Genomic DNA, 21,201 nt, shown 5'->3' with positions numbered 1-21,201 from the left:
TTAAAAGACAATTTCACATCCGTTTGGGTGTTGGTAATCCTAGCACCTGTAAGGCTTGATGTAACGTATCTTTGAATCTCTGAGTAAGCCACAGGCGAAGCTCACGCTGCTCCTCAGATGCTTTCATTATTGGGCAGACGCTATAAAAGTTGTTGAACGTAGAAGCCAGTTCGAAAGCATAGCTGCAGATCAAGTTAGGGGCAAGCTGGTTGATCGATGATTGCAGAGTTTCGGGCCAGTATGCAAGCTGTCTGAACAATAGCTGCTCCTGAGGTTCCAACTCTGACAAGCGGTTGGAGTCTGGTTGTAACGGAAATCCGTTAGACAGATGCTGAGCCTTAGCCGCCTTGTCCAGAATGCTATTAGCTCTTGCATACGAATACAGCAGATAGACACCAGAATTACCGGATACCTCTGTAGCCTGCTGTAGATCAAAGACTACTTCAGTCTGCAGATGATACTTTAGCAAATAGTAACGAATCGCCGCTGCTGCTATCGATCTGCTCGACAAACCTTGTTTTCTTTTACGCTTTGAATGAATAATGTGCTCCATCTGATCCAGCAGGTCGGATACCTTAATTCCGATTCCTTGACGACCCGACATCGCGTATGAGCTTTTGCCATCCGAGATATCTACACCCAAGCTTGCGGCTGTTTCCGGGCTTAGCGATACGACTCCATAGCTTACATGCTTTAATTGCTCGGCTTGCTTCGGATAACCGAGTACTTCAAGAGCCAGCTTCACCATGGCTTGTGGATATTGCTGTCGCTGATCAATGACATTGATCACGGTATCCGCTCGACCAAATGTTTTCCTGACACCCTTTGGATGTGTTGTCCACACACGCTCGGCGAATTTGGTATAGGTAAAATCCTTTTCAAGAATACCGAATTTCCACATATGGTAGGCAATATCTTTAGCTGTATACGTTAAAATCCCGTTCGATCTGACCAATACTTTATCTGCCTGATAATCCGTATCTCCACCCGCCTCCGGCAACTCCTCTGATTGCTTGAGCACCCAACAACCGCTCAGCTTCCCCACCGTGACTTGACGAAATACAGCCGTCTGCTGCAGCAAATCAAACGTTGATGCCCAGAAACCTTCTCTCACAATATTGCTTTCCCAAACCAGCACGTCATATCCAATGCCAAACTGCTTCATTTCATCCAACTGCTCGCGAACGATACGTTCAGCAACCAAAGAACCGATCCATGCCATATTGGAATGCCCCGCTTCCAACTGCTGCAGCACCTGAACACGTGCTTCCTGCAGCTCCGTGTTGACCTTATAAGCTTGATTAACCTTTGCGTACGTATCCCAACAATAATCTCCAAAACGAACATGAGCTTGCTCCACAGACGTATTCAGAATCCCGACCACCGTATCTGCTAATTGATTACCCAGATCATCAATATAATTATGAACCTCAACCTCATGTCCTGCGTATCTCAGCATGCGGGCCAGTGCATCCCCGATGCAGGAGTTTCTTAAGTGGCCGATATGAGCTGATTTGTTAGGGTTGATCGATGTGTGTTCGATGAGCACCTTGGATCCTGAGCCATTCGGGGCTTCGATTTGATTGGCTGCCCAAACGGTCCAATTCAGATGAAAATTTAAAAAACCGGGTGCTGCCACTTGAATCTGTGCAACCATTCCCCCTATATTCCCTTTCTGCTCCAGCCTTTGCTGAAGCTCCTCAGCAATGTGCAGGGGGGATTTGCGTAAAGCTTTAGCCAGCTTCATGGCAATGTTCGTACTGTATTCTCCATGCTCAGGGTACATCGGATGCTCAATTTGGATATTCAGCTCAGGTTCAGGTTCAATTCCCTGTGCAGCCAGCATTTCACGTACATGCAGTTCAATTTCAGAGCTCAATATCGTGTTTAACATATCTTATTCCTCCTTATTTATGGCTAAAACACAAAAAGCCCCCGTCTCTAAATAAGAGACGAGAGCTCGCGCTTCCCGTGGTACCACTCTAAGTACTGGTCCTCTGTCACAAGGCCAATCACTCTGCTGATAACGGCAGTTACCGGATCCTCCTACTTGGTTGTGTTCGGAGGACCATTTCCCGAGTCCGCTTCATTCCAATCATCCGTACCGGATCTCACCTATTCCGGCTCACTGTGACTCTTTGTCTGGAATTACTGTCTCGTTCATTAATATTGGGATATCGTAAAAAGCATACATTGTGGCAATAGCGTCAAACTGTAATATCTGAGTATTTCTTAAATTTGTTGGCTAATCTCAAATTTGAATTATACATATTTATACATGAAGTATATCTGTATGTCAAGCCGTTATTCAGAGCTCTACTTACTTAAGTGATTATCAAGGAATTTTAACATCGCCTGATAGAAGTCAACTCGATTGGCATATGTCTGGAAGCCATGACCTTCATCATTTTTAATCATATAAGGGGCGTCAATACCACGCTGACGTAGCGCCAATACGATCTGATCCGACTCGCTCTTCTTTACCCGTGGATCGTTGACGCCTTGAGCGAACATGATCGGTGTTTTAATTTGGTCGGCATGCAGCAAAGGCGATCTGTCCTCCATCTGCTTCTTATCCTTCTCAGGATCACCAACCTGCTTGTACAATTTTTGACGATCAGGCTCCCAGTAAGACGGCATCGTATTAAGGAAGGTGAACAGGCTGGAAGGCCCCATATAATCAATTCCGGCGGCATACAAATCAGGGGTAAACGTTACTCCCGCCAATGCTGCGTAGCCTCCGTATGACGCACCATAAATTGCGATTCGCTTCGGATCCGCGTACCCTTGCTGTGTCAACCAGCTCACGCCATCGGTAATATCATCCTGCATCGATTTGCCCCATTGCTTGTCCCCAGCCAACTTGAATTCCTTACCGTAGCCTGTAGAGCCGCGGAAATTCATCTGCAGGACGCCGTAGCCGCGATTAGCTAACAGTTGAACCTCACTATCGTATCCCCATGAATCACGTGCCCAAGGTCCACCATGTGGAAGGATGACAAAAGGCAAGTTGGTGCTACCGGTTTTGGGTAATGTCAAATAGCCATTGATTGTATACCCATCACGCGATCTGTAGGAAATCGGCTTCATTTCAGCCATCTGCTCTTCTTTGATCCATGGTTTGCTATCTGCGATTTTATCCAGTGTGTCTTTCTTGCGGTCATAGTAGTAATAGGCTCCCGGCGATTTGTCGCTGTAGGTTCTGAGCAGCACCTTCGTATCCGGCAGAGGATTACCCAAAATCTGGTACGATTGATTGGGAAGCTTATTTGCAATCATTACATTTAACCGCTCGTATTCCTTGTCCAGATACTCATAGTAGACTTTGTCGGTCTCATATTCAACGGCCAATATCGCTTCCTTCTGGTAGGAAATGATAATATTGGTCACATCGGCCTTCGGATTTTCATAAACGGTATCGCCCATTTCTTTGGTATTCATGTTGTACTTGACCAAGGCCAGCTTGTCCCTGCCAATATTAGATAAAGCAAACAGTTGGCTGTTATCAAACGAAAACATAATGGGAATGAAGGAATCTCCATAATTCAGCTTCAATATGGGTTTAAATGGCTGAGCAGGTGTCTCTCTGTACAGCATAGACGTATTAATACCATCTGTATCCATGGCCACCCTGACTTCTCCATACAAGTCTGTAAGCCAACTGGTTACATTGCCAGGATTTTGAGCGACAATTTCCATTGCACCTGTTTTGACATTCAATCGATACACATCAAAGCGCTGCGAAGACCTTTCATTCATGCTGATTAAGATATCAAATTCGTGGCCCCTCATGTAAGATAACGACTCCATATATTGGGCTCGTACCTGATCAAAGGGGGTCAAGTCCTTTTCATCCGTCCCATCCGCATTTACTACGTGAATATGATGATCTTCCGTTCCGTACATATCGGTTATGTATAAAATTTTATCATTGCTAAACCACAAAAATCCAATGATATCTCGGTTGGTCAAGCTGGTGATACGTGTTTCCGAGGCTTCTTCCCCAGTTTTTTTCAAATAGATGTGTGTCTGGTTGTTAGCTGTCTTCAGGTAGGCCATCTTCTTGCCATCAGGTGACGACTTGAAGCTGGACTGTGCAGATCCCCTCAGAAAATCATCAAGTGGTAATTCATTATCCTTCAACGTGACCGTTGAAATCGCTCTGCTGAGAAACAGGACAAGCTGTGCTCTGGTTACCTTGTTCTTCGGCATAAATTCCAGCTGCTCGGTGATAAAGTGTTGTTTGAGTCTGACGACATCGATAAAGTGACTATCGCCTATGGCCTTTTCGTCCTTGAACCATATGTTCATATGGTTATCCTTAAGCTGAAAAGCTCGTGCCAGCAAGCTTGCCATTTGCTCACGGGTTAATGGTTCCTCCGGACTAAATCGACCTTGATCGCCTTGTACAATGTCTTTTTCCTTCAAGGCATTAACTGCCATGGCGTAGGGACTTGAGGCTGGGACATCTGTGAATCCGTTCAAGCTGTTAGGCTGTCTAAGCTTTAAGGCTTTACTGAGCCACACGGCAGTGACACCGCGCGTAATTTCCACATCCGGTTGAAATAAGCCCTGCTCATTCCCTTCGATGATTCCGCTCTCTGTAAGCTTGGCAATTTCTTTACTTGCGTAATACTCGGCGGGAACATCCTTGTAAATGGTCGGTGCTGCATAAGCTTGACCACTTAACGGTCCCACAAGGGTCGATAGAAAGACTGTAATCAGACCCATAGATAAACATGCTGCCAATGAACGGATCATACGATACCCCTTTTGCAAAAACATATTTGTAAGCATGTACATTATAATAAAATTTACACAATTTTGATAGATTGTTTTATTATCTGGTAACCATTCAAACGAACAAATACCCTTAACATCTCCTAGCGAAGGTGTTAAGGGATTATCACTTCTCCAACCTATAGCTACAGCTTCAATCTCTCAATATGTTTGGCTTGGATAGGGCTGTGTGTAATAATACGGTTGCGCGGGAAGTTGATACCCGATTGGGTTGTGCTGCCCATGATTGGGTTGCGGCTGTTGGGTATAGGCTGGATAAGGCTGCGGTTTACCAGCCATGCTCCCGTGAACCTGAGAGGGGTTGCAGTCTCTCGGTGGGCCAATGAAGACTGAATCATTAATTGGGGCAAGCGTTTGTTTAACTGCAGCTTCATTCAAGCAATAGGTATGTGCCAGTACATTGGCAGGCGTTAATCTCAGAATGTCAGATCCCAGTATCACTTCAGGAACCGGTGCATCAAAGATCGCCAACAAATGAGTGTTATCAACCGAGGCAATTTCGTAATGCCACCAGCCTTGGGGGACATTCGCCACTTGACCTGGTGTTATCGGAAAATTGAGCAGATCATTGGTGAACGGATTGATTATTGAGACAATTGCTGCACCCGAGATACAATAAACAAGCTCTGCAGCATTTTGATGATAGTGAGGCTCAACTACATTACCAGCACTGAGAAAAATATCAAGCAGTGATGTATTCTCCAATGTATTCAGCTGCTTGTTGGACAGTACATTGATGTAGTTACGAGCATCCTTTCTAAAAAGCGTGCTATTATTTACGTCAAAGCTGAACTGTACGGATGGGGACTTGTAATCCATATATAAAGTCATTCAAGCTCCTGCCCTTCTCTAATTAAGTAATGGTGACTTACTTATGTGGATAAGGTATGCAGATGCCTATAAGTAGGTGCAGATTAAACCGTATGTGATCAGATGAAGGCTCGTCAGTTTCTATATATAGGTCAGGTTCAGTTCAATCCCAGCATTTGGGAATTGTTTTAACCTTATTCGTTCTTGTAAGTAAACGCTGCAGTCGACTTTTTTTCTTCTTATCCGCCAGCATTTTTTTGGCAGCTTGCATCAGAATCATTTCCCTGAACTCATTGTTACGCTTCATACCTTTAAGCTCTTCAAAAAAAGTAGGTCTCATTGCGGTTCCCTCCTGTTGTGCTGGTTCTTCTAACGAATAGAACACATGTTCCCTTTCTGGATTATACACATAAACTCTCATTTAATCAATAACTATCGTCCCCAAAAAAGCGCCATCCAGCTTATCACCGGTTCTGTACGCCTTAAGGAATTAACCAATATTGACAATCATTTGACTCGCGTGCTACTTTTTATGAGAGTTTATTGTTGCTCAAATAGATAGAGACTGGAGGTAACGATCATGGATTTGGGTTTAACCGGAAAAGTAGCACTCATCACAGGGGGCAGTAAGGGAATTGGACTTGGAACTGCCTTGGCACTGGCTGCTGAGGGAGCACGTGTAGCCATATGTGCACGCAATGAGGACGATTTGCGTACAGCAGCACAACAGATTGTGGAAAGAACCGGTGCAGAGGTGCTCTATATCCAAGTGGATATTACCTCTGAAGAGGACTGCAAAAAAGCTGTACAAGAAACTGTGGATCGCTTTGGCAGTTTGGATATTCTGGTGAATAACGCAGGAACGTCTGCAGCTCGTCCTTTTGAAGAAGTCGAATCTGAAGGCTGGGCTTATGATTTGGATTTAAAGCTATTCGGTGCAATTCATTGCTCCAAGGCAGCCATTCCCCATATGCGAAAAGCGGGAAAAGGCGCGATAATTAACATCTCTACCTCATCTGCCAAGACCCCTTCCGCTTCGTCTTTACCGACTACAGTCAGTCGTGCTGCCGGAATGGCTCTAACCAAAGCAATGAGCAAGGATCTGGCCTCTGCCAATATTCGAGTGAATGCCGTCTGCATCGGGATGATCCGGAGTGATCAAATCGAAAAGGGCTGGAAAAAGCAGCACCCTGAGCTGACTTGGGAGCAATTCTCACTGCATCCGAATCATCAAATTCCGATGGGTCGCATCGGCGAAACCGAAGAAGCGGCAAAAGTTATCACATTCCTGGTTTCAGACGCGGCTTCCTATGTAACAGGAACCTCGGTTAATGTGGATGGCGGCAAAGGCGCTGCGCTTTAAGCTCTGGCATATAATAGCAAAAACCTTCCATGACCGTACATAACGGAAGGAAGGTTTTTTCAGCTTGGTTCACGATTCAGTTTACGATTCAATAGCGGGGATAATCCAACCTCATAACATCCAGAAAAGGAATCCATTTAAAGCCATCCTCCAGATTGACTCGTATTTGACGCTTTCTGGGGTCTAACTCCACAATAATCCCTACAACAGGCTCTTCCACGCCCCAGACGGTCAGCATGACCTGCTCCTTATTATCCTTGGCCTCTACAATCTGGTTTCCCAGGTCCTCGAGCTCGAATTCATCGCGTGTCGGTCTTTTTTGTTTCGCTTTTGCCACCACTCACATCTCCTCATAGCCCTGCAGCCCTAATCACTCTATATTACAGAACACCAACTATGTTATCAATGTTAATTTTTTGTGGTCAGTTCAGGTCGCATCCGCTCATCATCAATAAAGCTGTGTCTGCTATGCTCAAATAGGTTCACTCCGGAACCTGCCATCTCCTGGATTAGCATTCATACTCCGAATAAATAAGCCGGCCCGGACATAGGATAGGATTAAAAAGGAGTTGGCCTATGGGCAACAAAGAAAGGAGCACGGATATGGCTATTGATATTAGCGTAGTTGCGGCAAGTGCGGCTTTTGTGACTCTGACTTTTTATCTGATTCGCATATTGCAAAAAGGAATGACGTCGCTAGACGAAACCAACAGGACCTTAGCCGAGGTCCGAACAGCTGCCCATGATCTTACAGGAGAGGCCAAGCAGCTCATCCATACGGCCAACCAAATTTCCCGGGATGTAAAAGGCAAAATAAAAACGGTAGAGCCCTTGTTGGAATCGGCTCATGATATGGGTGAAGCCCTGCACAGTGTAACCCACTCGGTTAAACAGGCCGCTGCCGTATTGGGAAATGAGCTGACACCCAAAAGTCAGGGTGCCAACAACAAGGTTCAAATTAAAGTCAGATAGTAAGAACGGAACATTGTGATAAGCTGAACCAACCAGGAGGTTTCCATGATCCCTACGATTCTTGTTCAAGTTGCACTCATCATCATCATTATCCGGTCTTTATATGTAGTGATTCAAAAAGCAAATTTACCGAGCAAATTTTGGCTTGATATTTTGTTCCATATCTCTGTGGCCCTTATCGCTCTACATTTTTTGTTATAGTCGGATTCTGAGCTACGACTCCGGTGCATAAGAAAACGAGTGCAGCTTATTCACCGGATCTCCCTTGCCAATGTATTACGCGAGTACACAGCCTTTGAATCAGACTGGGCTCATGACTGATCATCAGGATACCCAGGTTGCGACGCTCGGCAATGTCCATCACAGTATGCCAGATTTGCGCCTGTGTGATGGCATCGAGCATCGTGGTCATCTCGTCCGCGATCAAAAACCGCGTCTGCGGCCCCAAGGCTCTCGCCACACAAAATCGCTGAAGCTCTCCACCGGACAGCTCATTAGGCCAACGATCCAGCCACTCCTCCTCAATACCGAGCATGTGCAAAAATGCCGAGTCTGGCAGCCAGCCCTCCCGAATCGTCTGACGCATGCGCCAACGCGGATTGACAGCCTTTTCCGGGTGCTGGAACACCAACTGCACCGGCTGAACACCACTTGCTGTAAGCGGAGTTCCATCACAGGTGACACTGCCGGTCTGCGGTTTATCATAGCCGGCAAGCAGACGAGCAAGCGTAGTTTTACCGCTACCGCTCGGTCCAACAAGACCGACCACTTCACCCTGCTTGATGCTGATATCAATCTCCTTGACAATCCATTCTCCCCGTCCATAGCGAAACCCAAGATTCTTTCCCTCAAGAAGCATGAATGCACCTCACTGAACCACCACGAATATGACGTGTCTCCGGACGTAGACGACTACACTCATCAGAGGCATGATCACATCGTGGAGCAAACAAACACCCTACTGGCAAGGACCCCGCAAGCGGTTGTGAACCAGGAATCGGCTTAAATTCATTTTGCGGAAGTGACTTCCATAACGCCTGTGTGTAAGGATGTCTAAGCTGCTCGCCACTCCCGCTAAAATCTGCTGCAAGAGCCATCTCCATGATCGTCCCCGCATACAATACCGCTACTTTATCCGCTACTTGCAAAGCCGATTCGATATCATGCGTGATTAACAGGATACCGCAGCCTTCGTCGGCAAGCTCTCTAAACTGGCGCAGTGTTTCCTGGGCAACATCCTGATGAAGCCCTGGTGTCGGCTCGTCTGCTATGATCAATCGGGCACCGCTAATCACAGCTGTGGATAGCAGAACGCGTCGCGCCATACCGCCTGAGAGTTGGAACGGGTACATCCGTTCCACATCGTCCGCTAATTGATAACGAGCAAACACTTTTCTTTGTGCATCCAACGACAACGTCTGCTGATCCACCGATGAACGCACCTGCTCTCCCACCCGCATAAGAGGATCGAGATAATTAACAGACTGAGGGACCAAAGCGATTTCCTTTCCTCGTAGAGCTACCTGCCTGGCAGCGTCCAATGGCTCTCCATTATAGCGCAGGGTACCCGTCACACTCGCATTTCCAGGAAGAATACCCATGATCGCATGAGCGAGCAAGCTTTTGCCAGAACCGCTGGAACCAACAACCGCAACGATCTCTCCTTCTCCAATCGAAAGCTGCAGTTCATGAATGACCTCGGTTGTACGTTGACGCAAAACGCTTGTATAGCGGGTAAAAGCAATACTTAATTGGTCAATTTCAAGCAGTGCCAAACGTGACACCTCCTAAAAGTTTTCGTAGAAAACTTACTTCCCTGCTTACTCCTGCGATTGGCGTGGGTCCACGAGTACACGTAATTGCTCGCCCACCCTATCAAACGAACGGACAACCAGCAGTAAACAGATACCAGGGAAAAATGCCAACCACCACATGCCAGTCGACAAATAACGCATGGACTCGGATAAAATGATGCCTATAGCTGGCTGATGTGGCGATAGACCCAAACCGATAAAGGTAACTGCCGCTTCATGTAGAATAGCATGTGGGAATAGCAGCAATAATCCGACGAGCAGCTGCGGAAGCAAATGCGGGAATATATGACGGGACGCCACCCACAGGCGAGATTTACCAAGCTTACGAGAGATCAGTACATACTCGGCTGACCGAAGCTGCAGTACCTCTGCACGAATAATACGCGCAAGGCTCGGCCAATGCGTGAAGGCAATTCCGATAATAATCCCCTTCATGCCACCACCAAACACGAAAGCAATAAGAATAAGCGAGACCAAATGCGGCACACTTAAAAACAAATCAATCAACCAAGAGACAATCGCGTCCGCAGTCCTTCCCATTGCAGCCGTCAGCCCGAGTATGGCGGCTATTAAACAGCTGCATGCAGAAGCAATAAAACCAACTTGAATACTTATGCCAAGCCCCATGACCGTTCGTGAGAACATATCTCTTCCCAACCAGTCTGTGCCGAACAAATGAGCGAATGATGGCGACAGGTTTCTGTTTGCCAAATGTGTATCCAATACCGCCGAATCTACCAAATAACCACCAAGCCAGGCACTCAAAATAAACAAAGAGACAAGTCCACTATAAACAAACGAACGCTTTCTGCGATTCACACGAATTTTAACAGGTGCGCGGGATGGTATGTCACTCCATGATCGACTCATCGGCTCCCTCCTGCAGCAAGCCTTGGGTCCACTAACCGATAGATCAGATCTGCTACCGCATTACCGGTAAATACGAATAATGAACTGCACAGCACCATGCCCAGCAGCAGCGGTACATCGCCCCGCAGACCAGCTTCTACAGTCGCTTGTCCCAGCCCCGGATACGCAAATACTTGCTCTGCCAGAACAGCACCTCCAAACAGCTCACTGAAAGAGGTGAATTGTAAGGAAATCGCAGGAAGTGCGACATTACGTAATCCATGTCTCCAAAACAAACGAAAACCGGATTCCCCTCTCGCTCTCGCAAAGAGCACGTAGTCGCTTGTCAACACCTCATTCAGCTTTTGTCGTGTATGTAGAGCAATATTGGAAATACCAACCACACTTAAGGTCAATGCCGGTAAAATCATATGCTGAACTCTATCGGCGAAAGTAACATCTTCGGCCAGCACACCTGCAGGCACGCCCAGACCGACCGGAAACCATCCTAGCCAGACTGCAAAAACAATCAATAACAATAACCCTAGCCAGAACGTTGGGGTAGAAGCCAAGGTATAACAGTACCATTTGATCAACCTGTCTATCCACTTATCCTTGTTCATAGCCGCAACTGTGCCAGCGACAAATCCAATCACACCTGACAACAACCACGATACGCCCATGAGCGCTACCGAGTTCATAAACCTTTCCCCAATGACTTCCACTACCGGAATCCGGTGGATCATCGATGTGCCTAGATCACCACGCAGCAGCGCCGAGCCCCAGCGCAGAAACCGCTCTACAGGAGGCTTATCCAACCCCCAATATTCGGCAATCAGCACACGCTGCTCAGGACTTACCTTCATAGCATCCGCGCCCACATAAGCTTGTATAGGATCAATAGGCGATTGCTCAACAAGCCAAAACGAAATCACACTGACAGCGAACAAAAGGGATAAAAGCCGAATCGCCTTCCGTCCCCAAAATGCTGCTGTACGGTTCTGCAGAATCCAACCCTGCTTCTCTATTCCTTCCATCTCCAATCTTCGATGTTATCAGTCACAGGCCAACCATGTCCATGTGGATGAATCTTTTGCTTGCCTATATCGAGCTTATCCTTCACCAGGTACAAATGATCGACATTCACGAGCCATGCCCAGGACGCGTCTCCTTTGGCGCTTGAGCCGGTTTTACCATCCCACTGCGACTTCTTCCAGTTATCCCACGCCGCTTCCTCCGTTCTTGCCAGCATCGCTTTATTCATCCATTCATCTACGGTCGGGTTGCTGTAATAACCTGTATTGTAATAATCAGCACCTTTATATTTACTGCTGTACAAATTATACATTTCCAGAGGGTCACGACTGCCCCAGCCAAACATCACGGCGTTTGAATACATCATTTTTCCGATGTCATCCCAGCTTTTACCCTCGACATTGATCTTGATCCCGATAGGCTTGATCATATCAGCGGCAGCCAGTGCAAGTGATTGCCGGGAAACATCTCCTGAAGGATACACCAATGAAAATTGCGCTTTTAAAGCATCCTTTTCAACAATGCCATCCCCATCGGAATCCTTCCAACCCCCATCTGCTAACAGCTTCTTCGCCTCGTTCACATTGGCATCAGCGAATACCGTTTCAGGGTTCCACCAAGGTAAGCCATCATTCACTGTATAAGCGGGTGAACCGTAGCCTTCGAGCACCCCTGTAACGAGTGCTTTTCTGTCCAAGGCAACATTAATTGCTTTACGAATGGATAGATCTGCCGTCACGTCATTACCAACGGCAATGCCTTCCTTCGTTTTTTGTCCGGATTTTACATAAGGAAACATAATGCCGCGGTTATCTACGGTTTTTAGCGCTTCAAGACGCATACCCTCAATCTTTTGCTTGCTAAATGCTGATGGAATATAGGATACATCCACTTTTCCTGCCTTTGCAGCCGCAAACGAAGCGTCTTCATTTAGAAATAAAAATGTTATTTTTTTGAAAAATGGCTTCTTCCCGTAATACTCAGTGTTCGCCTCAACAATGACCTGCTGTCCTTTGTCCCATTGAACCAGCTTAAAAGGACCTGAGCCAACCGGATGGCTTGCGTAATCCTTGCCGTATGCATGCTTGGGCACAATTCCTGTTGAAACGAGCAAAGAAATGAAAGTTGATTGTGGTTCTTTAAGCTTGAACGTTACGGTAGCTTCATCCATAGCCTTAACACTTTCCATATTGGTCAAATCGATGGCTGTACCGCTTTTGGCTGCTGTTTCAAAAGTGAATTGCACGTCTTCAGCGGTTAGCGGCTTGCCATCTGAAAATTTGGTGTCCTTGCGCAGCTTCACGGTCCAGGTTTTGCCGTCACTGCTAATTTCATATCCGGTGGCCAGATCATTCTCAATCTTCATTTCGCTATTCCTATTAAGCAGCGTGCTTTGGAACAATGGCGAGCCGTAACGACCCCAGCCTGTCGTAGGATCGAATCCGCCCTCCGGCTCCGCACCAACGGATAGAATGAGTTGATCCTTAGCGTTACTTGTTGGGTTGGCGGCCTTTTCTTTGGTATTGGACATACAGCCAGATACCATCATGCAGCCTGCAAGCAGCACCATCCCCATCCATTTACTTGTCTTCAGTTTCACTTCAAACACTCCTTGTCCTTATGGTTCTTTATATGTATCGTGTTACGAACTTCATAAATTGTAACACACTTTTGGAATAAGGGCACTCTTTTTTCAGTCAAAGCTCACATAAACTCACGGTGTTCCTCACATAGAAAAACATCTCACGCCCTGATACAGGTGAATGAGATGTTAGTTATATGATAGTATTCAGTTTTTGTTGGTTAAGCTGTCTTTATTTTATAAGCTTTTCTTATCTAATGAGCTCCAGCAGCATCTCATAATGATCAACGACCTCATACTTGAAGTGCGCGGTATTAATCTTCTCAAAATGTTTTCGGGCACATTGGATCTTGGCATTCTCTGTCCCTCTAATGTCCATAGAGCTCATGGAACCCTTGGTCTCGGCTACCAAGTACATCACTTTCGACACCCCTTTGTTAAACACGATCGCCCAATCGGGATTGTAATCGCCAACAGGCGTTGGTATGAAAAAACCTTTAGGCAGCTTGGCAAAGACGTAAACTTCCTTGCTGACATCCAGCTCTTGGGCAAACTTTTTTTCAATCTCCGAATCGGTAACGATATAATCATAAATGTGACGATTCACTGACATTGCATTGAGACCAGCTTGTCCGCTCTTTGGATTCATCGTGAAGATAGCGGAATCAAAGGTTTCATTAACTACATCATACGTAATTTGTTTAATAATTGCTGTCGCCTTTTGTTCATTGATCAGCCTTGATGCCCGGATAATAAACGCCTCAGGATTTTTTCTGAACAAAAGAAACGTCTCAGGCTGGATACCCCTTATCATGTTAACGATCGTTTTCCGGGTCAGCCTTGTTTCGTTAACGAGCTTACCGATCAGATCATATTTAACCTGTGACGCTGTACGGGGTTCAACCGTTTGTGTGTAGGTTTCGTGAAGCTCAAAGCCCTCGCCTATCTGCAGCTGCTCTTTGGAGCGAATCGCTCCTAGCCCGCCATGCTCAACCCGGTAATAGGCCTCAGGAACAGTAAGCTTTGTATCCAATTCATACACACATTGCTGAACAAGCTCTGCCGAATCAAAATTTACCGTATACGTGGTCTTATATCGAATTCGATTCCATAGCTCCTGAAACTCTGGTGTATAGAAATTAGGACTCAGCTGCAATTGTTTGATATTGTTTGTGCGATCATTGTTGATCCAATCGGCCGGGAGATCTGAATAAATCGTCGCCACCCAATCCATAACAGTTTGCTGGTATGCATGAAACTCTTCCGGAAGCACAACACGATTATTCGCTGCAGCCTCATAATAATCGTGGGTAAGCTCATCGTCATCATTGATGTAGTTACTCCTGATGAATGATTTGTTCAGCCTTTTGGCAAGTGATTCATCAATTTGTAGGGTTTCACCAAGATCATTAATCAATAAATGACCGAGGAAAAATGAAACATCTGCTTTCTGCGGCCTGTCCGACAGGATCGAGGCAATTTCACTCTGAAGCTGCCGGGCAAACGAATCGTACGATTCACTGGCGACAATCGTCAATACATTGATATCATGAACATCGATCCCTGGCATCGAAGCATCTATACGATCACCATATTGGTTGACGCACAGCCTCAAGCCCCTGCCAACCTCCTGGCGTTTTTTCATCATGGAATCACTGTGCTTTAATGTGCATATTTGAAAAACATTCGGATTGTCCCAGCCTTCCTTGAGCGCTGAGTGAGAAAAAATAAACCGGGTCGGTTCCTTGAAACTGAGAAGCCTTTCCTTATCCTTCATAATGAGATCATAGGCATCGGCATCATCCGAATCGGTTTCTCTAGCCGCTACCTTGGAATCCACGAACCTGCTGCTTTTTTTATCAATCGAAAAGTAGCCTTTATGCGTCTGCTGCACCCAAATGCTGTCAAGATATTGGATATATAGCTGCTGATCCGTATGTTTAACCTCATCATTCATGACGTTAGCATATTCCTCTTCAAAAATCCGTATATAAGCGCCGCTGACTTCCTTACCATCCGAGTCATACTGACGATACTTGGCAACCTCATCGATAAAAAACAAAGACAGCACCTTAATTCCCTGATGAAATAGCACCCGTTCCTTTTCAAAATGGGATTTGATTGTTTCACGGATCTGGATTCTTCTGAAGCTCAATTCATCGATATCTCCCAGAACCTCTCCTGCGGACAGAGTTATCCCGTTCGTAAAGCTAATTGTGTTGCGGACTCCGTTGATCTCGGTTAGGGTGTATCCTTTGTAAACTTCAAGGTTGTTGGACAGTCGGTAAAGATCATCGCCAGCCTTCATCCTGCGAGTTACCCGCTTCGAGCCGGTTTTGGTTTTCTGTTCCAACTCTATCCTCACAGCGGGTGCCTGCTTGTGACTCAGATCCAGACCTTCCACGTACACATAAGCTTCAGTTCCGGCCATACCTTTAACGGAAATGCCTTTGACGTTGATTTTTTTGACGAGCTTTCTGTTATAAGCATCCAACGCATCCAAACGATAGATTTTGTTAAATTCCTGATCCTTCCGATGCGTTGCCGAATATCTCACCGTAAACAGCGGCTTAAATTCCTTCAACCCTTCCTTTGTCTTTTCCCCTTCGACTGATTGTGGCTCGTCGATGATCAGTATCGGATGGGTTGAGGCTATAACGTCTATCGGTCTCCTGGATTGGAACTCGTCGAGCTCCATATGAATTCTTCTCGCATCCTTCCCCCTTGCAGCGAAAGCTTGCGAATTAATAATCATCACATTGATACCGGGATCACTCGCAAAGCTTTCGATTTGGTGAAGCTGCCTGGAGTTGTATATAAAATAGCGGGCCTTTTTCCCGTACTCAGCCATAAAATGATCTTCCGTAAGCTGGAATGTTTTAAATACACCCTCGCGAATCGCTATCGAGGGAATGACGATAATGAACTTGCTCCAGCCATACTTTTTATTAAGCTCAAACATCGATTTGATGTAGGTATACGTTTTACCTGTACCCGTCTCCATCTCAATCGTCAGATTGTATTGACCTTCAAGCTTACCTGAGGGCTTGAGACCGCGATGAATCTGCACTTTTTGGATATTGGCCAGAACCTGCGGAGGCATCAGCTCGATCTGATTATTTTTAATTCCTGTATGCGGGGTAGCTTGGGTCTCCCACATCATCTGCTCGATCGCAGGCGGTTTTCCCGGATCCAAGGTAAATCGGGACACAACGCTCGGCTGTCCATCAAAACAGTCTACCACACACTGTACAGCATCCGTCTGGAATTGCTGATGTTTGAACTTAAGCTTCACGCTTCACTCACCTGCCTATATGACTTTAATCTCGGTGCCCGCGGATAGAGATTTGAACATTTCCTCGACATGAACCCGATCGGCATCACTTGCAAACGAGCTGTCGCGAAATACGGCCCGAATTGGCTTCTCTTTAGCAATCTCCTTCATCACGTTCCGTGTAATCCGTTCCTCAAAACAGCAGACGAGCGAATTTCCAGCGACCAGATACACCTGCCTACCCTCGATCACCTTGATGACCATTGGCAAAGACAGCTCCAGTCCCAATTCAAGCATCACCTGAATCAGCAAATCCTCGTTTGAACGATCTTCCTTGATATTGGATTCCAGCTCAAGCACAAACTGCTGTTCCAACTGCTCCGGCACGTAATAAACCTCTTTCATATTGGAAGAATCGATCCGATATACACGAAATCCATAGTCGATTACTGCATCGGTTTCTACTTTAATTTTACGGGCAGCTCTACGTATTCGTTCTTTCCCAATGTCACATATCGTCTCATAGCCAGCACGCCGAGCCTCGCTGCGATCCGCACAAGGTTCTGGGAGCTGCACCAAAATATATTTGCGATTCCCCCCATCCTCTGCATTCAGCTGCATGACCGCATCCGCTGTTGAGGCCGAACCCGAGAAAAAATCAAGTACGATATCGTCATCGATCGTTCCCGTTTTCAACAAAATTTTTAGCAAAGAGGTAGGCTTGGGAAACTCGAACGTGTCTTTGTCAAAAAGCGCCTTCAATTCTTTGGCCGAATCGAATGAAAAACCTCCATTTTCAATAATGGTAGGCAGCGTTACACCGTCTCTAACCTCCGACAAATATCTTTTCAAATAAGGCGCACCTGAATTTTCTCTAAAACCAATTCTCCCGTCAGCCAGCAGCTCATCCATCTTTTCTTTATTGTACAGCCAGCACTTGTTAGCCGGCGGCATAAAGCCCTCTCCGGTCTGTGGATGGAGGATAGGATATATACAGCTTTCTACAAGTCTTCCGCCCTTGCCGTTCGCACTCAAATCCGAAGCGACCCACCGACCCCTGGGATCATGGTCCGGATTGCGATATCTGGCATTCAGTTCCTCGGAACGAGGTTGCAAGTATAATTGCACCTGACTCGCATTTTTGGCATACACGACGATATATTCATGATTTCTACCGATAATCCGATCATTGGGAGGTGTCGCTCGACGTTTCCATACAAGCTGTTCAATAAAATTCATTTCTCCGAATAGTTCATCGCACACCTTTTTCAAATTATCCACTTCATGATCATCTACCGATATAAAGATTACACCCTGTTCATTTAACAAATTTCTGGCAAGCTTTAATCTTGGATAAATCATCGTAAGCCAGTCGCTATGGAATCTTCCGTTAGACTCTGTATTGTGAAAATACCGAAGCCCTTCACCATTAACTTGACCAGATGCCTCGGCATACTGCTCGACCGTCTGGCTGTAATCATCTCTATAAATAAAATCGTTTCCTGTATTATAAGGAGGATCTATATATATGCACTTGATTTTGTTCAAATACGATTCCTGCAGGAGCTTCAATACATCCAGATTGTCACCTTCGATATACATATTATGGGTATTATTCCAATTTGAACTATCCGCTTGAATCGGACGAAGTGTTTTCTCAACCGGTTGATTGGCCTGAAGAATTGCCTCTTTCTTACCAGGCCAGGTTAGCTGATAACGCTCTTTCTCGCCTTCAACAATGTGGGGTGACAGCTCCTGTTTTAACAGATCAAAATCTATCACACGCCTAAGTATGCCATCTTCACCCTTGACTTCAGTCATGACATTCGGAAACAGTTGTGCGATGGCATTCGTATTTATTTGTTCCGTACCCTGTGGCTTCATCGTAAGCTTATCCATAGTTACCCTCCTCGCTTGTATAATATAACAAAAGCTTATTATTGAACTTCTCGAAGTCATAATGATACATTCGTGTTATAATGTAGCTTTTCTTGCGAGATAAGAATCGTTCAGCTTCGCTGAAAACCTATAATCCTTATCTCTAAAAAAAAGCCAGCCTGTGAAGGTTGGCTTTTTTCATTATATCCCATTCTCCAGCTCAAGTGTCACCGCTTCGATCATATTGACAAACGAGTTTAATTCCTCGGAAACCGCCGCCTGATCGCGCGCCTGAGCCGACGTTTGCTGGGTATCGTGCATGACTTCATTTAACACTGTGGATATATCCTCCAAGGTCCCTTTGATCAAATCCAGCGAGTCCTTGGAATGTGCTGCAAGCTTGCGAATCTCATTGGCCACCACGCCAAACCCTTTTCCATGGTCTCCGGCATGAGCTGCCTCGATAGCGGCGTTAAGCCCGAGCAAATGGGTCTGATCGGAAACCTCCTGAAGCAAGTTGCCTACCGAATGAATTTCGCCAATTTTAACCTGAAGCTGCTCAACCTTGTTCAATGCATGATCTTGAATCTCTGCACTCAAATTAGCCGAGTTCGATACGGACAAGCTGCTTTCGCTCAGCTCTACGATCATCGTTGCAAGCTCCTGGACTGCCTTATTCACCTTAACAATTGTTGCTTGCCTATCGTTGGATAATTCTTGTATTTTCTGCTTTTCATCGGCTTCATAAGCTTCCAGGACGAGCTGGGAATCAAAGTTAAACATCTTTGAGAGGGACAATATGATCTGCATCCAATTGTCAGGAGCAACGATTTTAAAATTACTCACAGCAATATCAAGATAAAGCATATAAGTGCCCAAATACCAGTCGGTCGTTAATCCAATGCGGGAGTGAATCTTACCAATATGTATTCTTCTCTCAATAAATTCTGTGTCAATAACCCCTTCTACCATCGATAAAAAGTACCATCTCTGCGTTTGCTTGAGGCGTTCAATCGTGCTGTTGGCATTAATTATTTTAACTAGCTCCGGTTGTAGATTCACTTGATCATACAGCTTATCGACGACAATTTCGACAATTGCCTGAAAATGTTCATTTTGACTTTTCAAAAAAGTCAAGTCGTTCTCTGTGATACCCGTATAGGCAAGCTGTTTCCTTCTTCTCTCGTCAACGTGAATCATGCACATACCTCCTGAAATCATGAAAGATACCCTTTCAAACTTACACTAGTATATAAGATTTACTAGAGCGGATGCAATCTAGATTTGAAAATGCTCCCAGCATCGGCAGTGCAAATAATTGTTTGAATGTTCTGAATATAGATTAAGTAATATAATCAGGACATCAACCACGATAAATCGTCATATAGTAAATTATGGCAAGGGAGGTGTGAGAACGATGCTAAATGAAGATGCATTATTCACTGTTGTGACAGAAGATCAAACGTATCTTTTTGAAACAGAAGAAGAATTTTACAATTTTATGTCAGATACCAACTCACTGCTTTCCATCAATCGGATCGAAAAACACGAAAATTAAATCAACCCGAATAAAAGCCATGTTTTTCTACAATATGTAGAAATCATGGCTTTTTTAGTACCTGCTGAAACAGACGTTGGACACTGGAGGGATTTATTTTAGCTTGCTGAGTGCTAACAAGAGTGTAACAGCTTCTGCACGGGTTGCTCCTGCGTTGGGTGCATACAGATTATTGCCCCGTCCGCTAATAATCCCTTTGCTGGACGCGGCAGCAACCTCCGCATATGCCCATTGTGGAATATCTCCTTCATCGGCAAAACTCAGCTTCTGGCTGGTATCACGCTGCAATCCGAGCGCACGAACGATCATAACAGCAATCTCCGAGCGAACAATATTACGGTTAGGTCGAAACGTATTATCCTCATAGCTGCCGATAATGCCCGCCCCAACAGCCTGCTCCAGATAAGAACGGGACCACTCTGGAATTTGGGTGCGATCCGAGAAAGCGAGCTCAGCTTTTTTCCCTTCCAGCTTCAGAGCACGGCCGAGCAGCACAGCAAACTCGGAGCGGCTGATTTCCCCATCAGGATGGAATGATCCATCCTCATAGCCGCTCACAATCCCTTGTGCTACCGCCTGTTCGATCGCAGTCTGAGCCCAATGGCCGTTAATATCGCTTAAAGCTGGTTTAGTCACAGCTTGTTCACTATCCTTTGCTTTTACGTTGTTATCAACCACTGGCTTCTGTTCAATAGGAGCTGAACCTGCAGGAGTATCTGCTTTAGATGAAGGACCGGAGCTCCCTTCAATCAGCTTGGCGCTGTCTTTGTCAATGGAAATCTCAATGTCGTATTCATGAAAATAGTTGACCTCGGCCCAATCGATTTTTACCCATGCCTTCAGCTTTTTGGAAAGATCAGTAACCTCGAATCTCACATCTCTTGTATTCTTAGCTTCGTTCGTTCCGACAATCTCCGCATCTTTCAGCGTCCCGTTATGCTCGACTTTGAATGCGGTGATTTGTTTTCCCTGCTTCAACGTCACCGTCATGTAATATTTACCGCCAGCGACTGTTAAGGTTCCTGGTGTTATCACATAATCCTGCATCACTGATGCCTGTTCTGTACCAAATTTCTTAATCATATAGGAGATCTTATAGCTTCCGTCTTTTATTGCACCGGTACCTACACCTGTACCGACCTCAGCAGCAAATGCTTTATCGTACGAAATCGAATCGGGCAAGCCCGCAACAGGTAGTGCCATCGCCAACAGCGATGCCAAACACATCCCACACATAACCTTTTTAATTGAATGACTCATCGTTAA

Annotated in this window: 18 protein-coding genes and 1 other annotated feature; of the genes, 4 read left to right on the top strand and 14 right to left on the bottom strand. The window is 45.7% G+C overall.

All coding sequences use genetic code 11. From position 1 onward, the window contains the following. Positions 1-13 precede the first annotated feature (13 nt). The 4 genes from OB236_RS25240 to OB236_RS25225 all read right to left on the bottom strand — a co-directional run bounded on the left by OB236_RS25240 (position 14) and on the right by OB236_RS25225 (position 5,950). Positions 14-1,894, bottom strand: coding sequence for an arginine--tRNA ligase (locus tag OB236_RS25240; RefSeq protein ID WP_262686392.1), 1,881 nt, complete (start codon positions 1,892-1,894; stop codon positions 14-16). Positions 1,895-1,945: 51 nt separating this feature from the next. After that, positions 1,946-2,173, bottom strand: a binding site (T-box leader). A 143-nt stretch (positions 2,174-2,316) separates the two neighbouring features. After that, entirely contained in the window at positions 2,317-4,761 is a 2,445-nt protein-coding gene (locus OB236_RS25235) for a S9 family peptidase (RefSeq protein WP_262686391.1), read from the bottom strand. A 180-nt stretch (positions 4,762-4,941) separates the two neighbouring features. Continuing rightward, on the bottom strand, positions 4,942-5,631 hold the full coding sequence (locus tag OB236_RS25230) for a cupin domain-containing protein (protein WP_262686390.1): 690 nt from the start codon (positions 5,629-5,631) through the stop codon (positions 4,942-4,944). A gap of 142 nt (positions 5,632-5,773) precedes the next feature. Beyond that, positions 5,774-5,950: a hypothetical protein gene (locus OB236_RS25225; RefSeq protein WP_179097527.1), complete on the bottom strand. Its 177-nt coding sequence runs from the start codon at positions 5,948-5,950 to the stop codon at positions 5,774-5,776. Between the two features lie 240 nt (positions 5,951-6,190). On the opposite strand from OB236_RS25225, the gene OB236_RS25220 reads away from it, so the two are divergent. Continuing rightward, positions 6,191-6,973 carry an SDR family NAD(P)-dependent oxidoreductase gene (locus OB236_RS25220; protein WP_262686389.1) on the top strand — a complete coding sequence of 261 codons (783 nt, stop codon included), beginning with the start codon at positions 6,191-6,193 and terminating at the stop codon, positions 6,971-6,973. 88 nt (positions 6,974-7,061) lie between these two features. Here OB236_RS25220 and OB236_RS25215 read toward each other — a convergent pair whose 3' ends face one another. Further along, a complete protein-coding gene (locus OB236_RS25215) occupies positions 7,062-7,310 on the bottom strand; it encodes a YolD-like family protein (protein WP_076232981.1) in 249 nt (82 codons plus the stop codon). A 239-nt stretch (positions 7,311-7,549) separates the two neighbouring features. Here OB236_RS25215 and OB236_RS25210 point away from each other — a divergent pair, with 239 nt between their 5' ends. Together OB236_RS25210 and OB236_RS25205 are read left to right on the top strand one after the other, a co-directional pair. After that, positions 7,550-7,945 carry a DUF948 domain-containing protein gene (locus OB236_RS25210; RefSeq protein WP_262686388.1) on the top strand — a complete coding sequence of 132 codons (396 nt, stop codon included), beginning with the start codon at positions 7,550-7,552 and terminating at the stop codon, positions 7,943-7,945. Positions 7,946-7,990: 45 nt separating this feature from the next. Beyond that, a complete protein-coding gene (locus tag OB236_RS25205; protein WP_179097519.1) occupies positions 7,991-8,146 on the top strand; it encodes a hypothetical protein in 156 nt (51 codons plus the stop codon). Positions 8,147-8,192: 46 nt separating this feature from the next. On the opposite strand, the gene OB236_RS25200 is transcribed toward OB236_RS25205, so the two are convergent. The 8 genes from OB236_RS25200 to OB236_RS25165 all read right to left on the bottom strand — a co-directional run bounded on the left by OB236_RS25200 (position 8,193) and on the right by OB236_RS25165 (position 19,577). Beyond that, on the bottom strand, positions 8,193-8,804 hold the full coding sequence (locus OB236_RS25200; RefSeq protein WP_262686387.1) for an ABC transporter ATP-binding protein: 612 nt from the start codon (positions 8,802-8,804) through the stop codon (positions 8,193-8,195). Continuing rightward, complete coding sequence (locus OB236_RS25195) at positions 8,794-9,720, bottom strand: ABC transporter ATP-binding protein (protein WP_262686386.1); 927 nt, start codon at positions 9,718-9,720, stop codon at positions 8,794-8,796. The genes OB236_RS25200 and OB236_RS25195 overlap by 11 nt, the downstream gene beginning before the upstream one ends. A gap of 45 nt (positions 9,721-9,765) precedes the next feature. Continuing rightward, positions 9,766-10,629, bottom strand: a complete 864-nt coding sequence (locus OB236_RS25190; RefSeq protein WP_262686385.1) for an ABC transporter permease — start codon at positions 10,627-10,629, stop codon at positions 9,766-9,768. After that, positions 10,626-11,645 (bottom strand): ABC transporter permease, encoded by a 1,020-nt coding sequence (locus tag OB236_RS25185; protein ID WP_262686384.1) that lies wholly within the window; start codon positions 11,643-11,645, stop codon positions 10,626-10,628. Before OB236_RS25185 ends, OB236_RS25190 begins: the two co-directional genes overlap by 4 nt. After that, a complete protein-coding gene (locus tag OB236_RS25180; RefSeq protein WP_408638515.1) occupies positions 11,633-13,189 on the bottom strand; it encodes an ABC transporter substrate-binding protein in 1,557 nt (518 codons plus the stop codon). The genes OB236_RS25185 and OB236_RS25180 overlap by 13 nt, the downstream gene beginning before the upstream one ends. A gap of 286 nt (positions 13,190-13,475) precedes the next feature. Further along, complete coding sequence (locus OB236_RS25175) at positions 13,476-16,520, bottom strand: type III restriction-modification system endonuclease (RefSeq protein WP_262686383.1); 3,045 nt, start codon at positions 16,518-16,520, stop codon at positions 13,476-13,478. 15 nt (positions 16,521-16,535) lie between these two features. Further along, positions 16,536-18,398, bottom strand: a complete 1,863-nt coding sequence (locus OB236_RS25170; protein ID WP_262686382.1) for a site-specific DNA-methyltransferase — start codon at positions 18,396-18,398, stop codon at positions 16,536-16,538. Positions 18,399-18,578: 180 nt separating this feature from the next. Further along, on the bottom strand, positions 18,579-19,577 hold the full coding sequence (locus OB236_RS25165) for a globin-coupled sensor protein (RefSeq protein WP_262686381.1): 999 nt from the start codon (positions 19,575-19,577) through the stop codon (positions 18,579-18,581). A gap of 217 nt (positions 19,578-19,794) precedes the next feature. Here OB236_RS25165 and OB236_RS25160 point away from each other — a divergent pair, with 217 nt between their 5' ends. After that, a complete protein-coding gene (locus tag OB236_RS25160) occupies positions 19,795-19,935 on the top strand; it encodes a hypothetical protein (protein WP_179097526.1) in 141 nt (46 codons plus the stop codon). Between the two features lie 93 nt (positions 19,936-20,028). On the opposite strand, the gene OB236_RS25155 is transcribed toward OB236_RS25160, so the two are convergent. Next, complete coding sequence (locus OB236_RS25155; protein WP_262686380.1) at positions 20,029-21,195, bottom strand: S-layer homology domain-containing protein; 1,167 nt, start codon at positions 21,193-21,195, stop codon at positions 20,029-20,031. Between the last annotated feature and the right edge of the window lie 6 nt (positions 21,196-21,201).

It is taken from the genome of Paenibacillus baimaensis (genome assembly GCF_025567575.1).
The sequence above is the reverse complement of the archived record's forward strand: the minus strand, read 5'-3'. Positions and strand labels throughout refer to the sequence as shown.

Bases quoted from the DNA above. Each gene is read 5' to 3' on its own strand.
- OB236_RS25240 (WP_262686392.1), bottom strand. From the start codon at position 1,894: ATGTTAAACACGATATTGAGCTCTGAAATTGAACTGCATGTACGTGAA.
- OB236_RS25235 (WP_262686391.1), bottom strand. From the start codon at position 4,761: ATGATCCGTTCATTGGCAGCATGTTTATCTATGGGTCTGATTACAGTC.
- OB236_RS25230 (WP_262686390.1), bottom strand. From the start codon at position 5,631: ATGACTTTATATATGGATTACAAGTCCCCATCCGTACAGTTCAGCTTT.
- OB236_RS25225 (WP_179097527.1), bottom strand. From the start codon at position 5,950: ATGAGACCTACTTTTTTTGAAGAGCTTAAAGGTATGAAGCGTAACAAT.
- OB236_RS25220 (WP_262686389.1), top strand. From the start codon at position 6,191: ATGGATTTGGGTTTAACCGGAAAAGTAGCACTCATCACAGGGGGCAGT.
- OB236_RS25210 (WP_262686388.1), top strand. From the start codon at position 7,550: ATGGGCAACAAAGAAAGGAGCACGGATATGGCTATTGATATTAGCGTA.
- OB236_RS25205 (WP_179097519.1), top strand. From the start codon at position 7,991: ATGATCCCTACGATTCTTGTTCAAGTTGCACTCATCATCATCATTATC.
- OB236_RS25200 (WP_262686387.1), bottom strand. From the start codon at position 8,804: ATGCTTCTTGAGGGAAAGAATCTTGGGTTTCGCTATGGACGGGGAGAA.
- OB236_RS25190 (WP_262686385.1), bottom strand. From the start codon at position 10,629: ATGAGTCGATCATGGAGTGACATACCATCCCGCGCACCTGTTAAAATT.
- OB236_RS25185 (WP_262686384.1), bottom strand. From the start codon at position 11,645: ATGGAAGGAATAGAGAAGCAGGGTTGGATTCTGCAGAACCGTACAGCA.
- OB236_RS25180 (WP_408638515.1), bottom strand. From the start codon at position 13,189: ATGGTATCTGGCTGTATGTCCAATACCAAAGAAAAGGCCGCCAACCCA.
- OB236_RS25170 (WP_262686382.1), bottom strand. From the start codon at position 18,398: ATGGATAAGCTTACGATGAAGCCACAGGGTACGGAACAAATAAATACG.
- OB236_RS25165 (WP_262686381.1), bottom strand. From the start codon at position 19,577: ATGATTCACGTTGACGAGAGAAGAAGGAAACAGCTTGCCTATACGGGT.
- OB236_RS25160 (WP_179097526.1), top strand. From the start codon at position 19,795: ATGCTAAATGAAGATGCATTATTCACTGTTGTGACAGAAGATCAAACG.
- OB236_RS25155 (WP_262686380.1), bottom strand. From the start codon at position 21,195: ATGAGTCATTCAATTAAAAAGGTTATGTGTGGGATGTGTTTGGCATCG.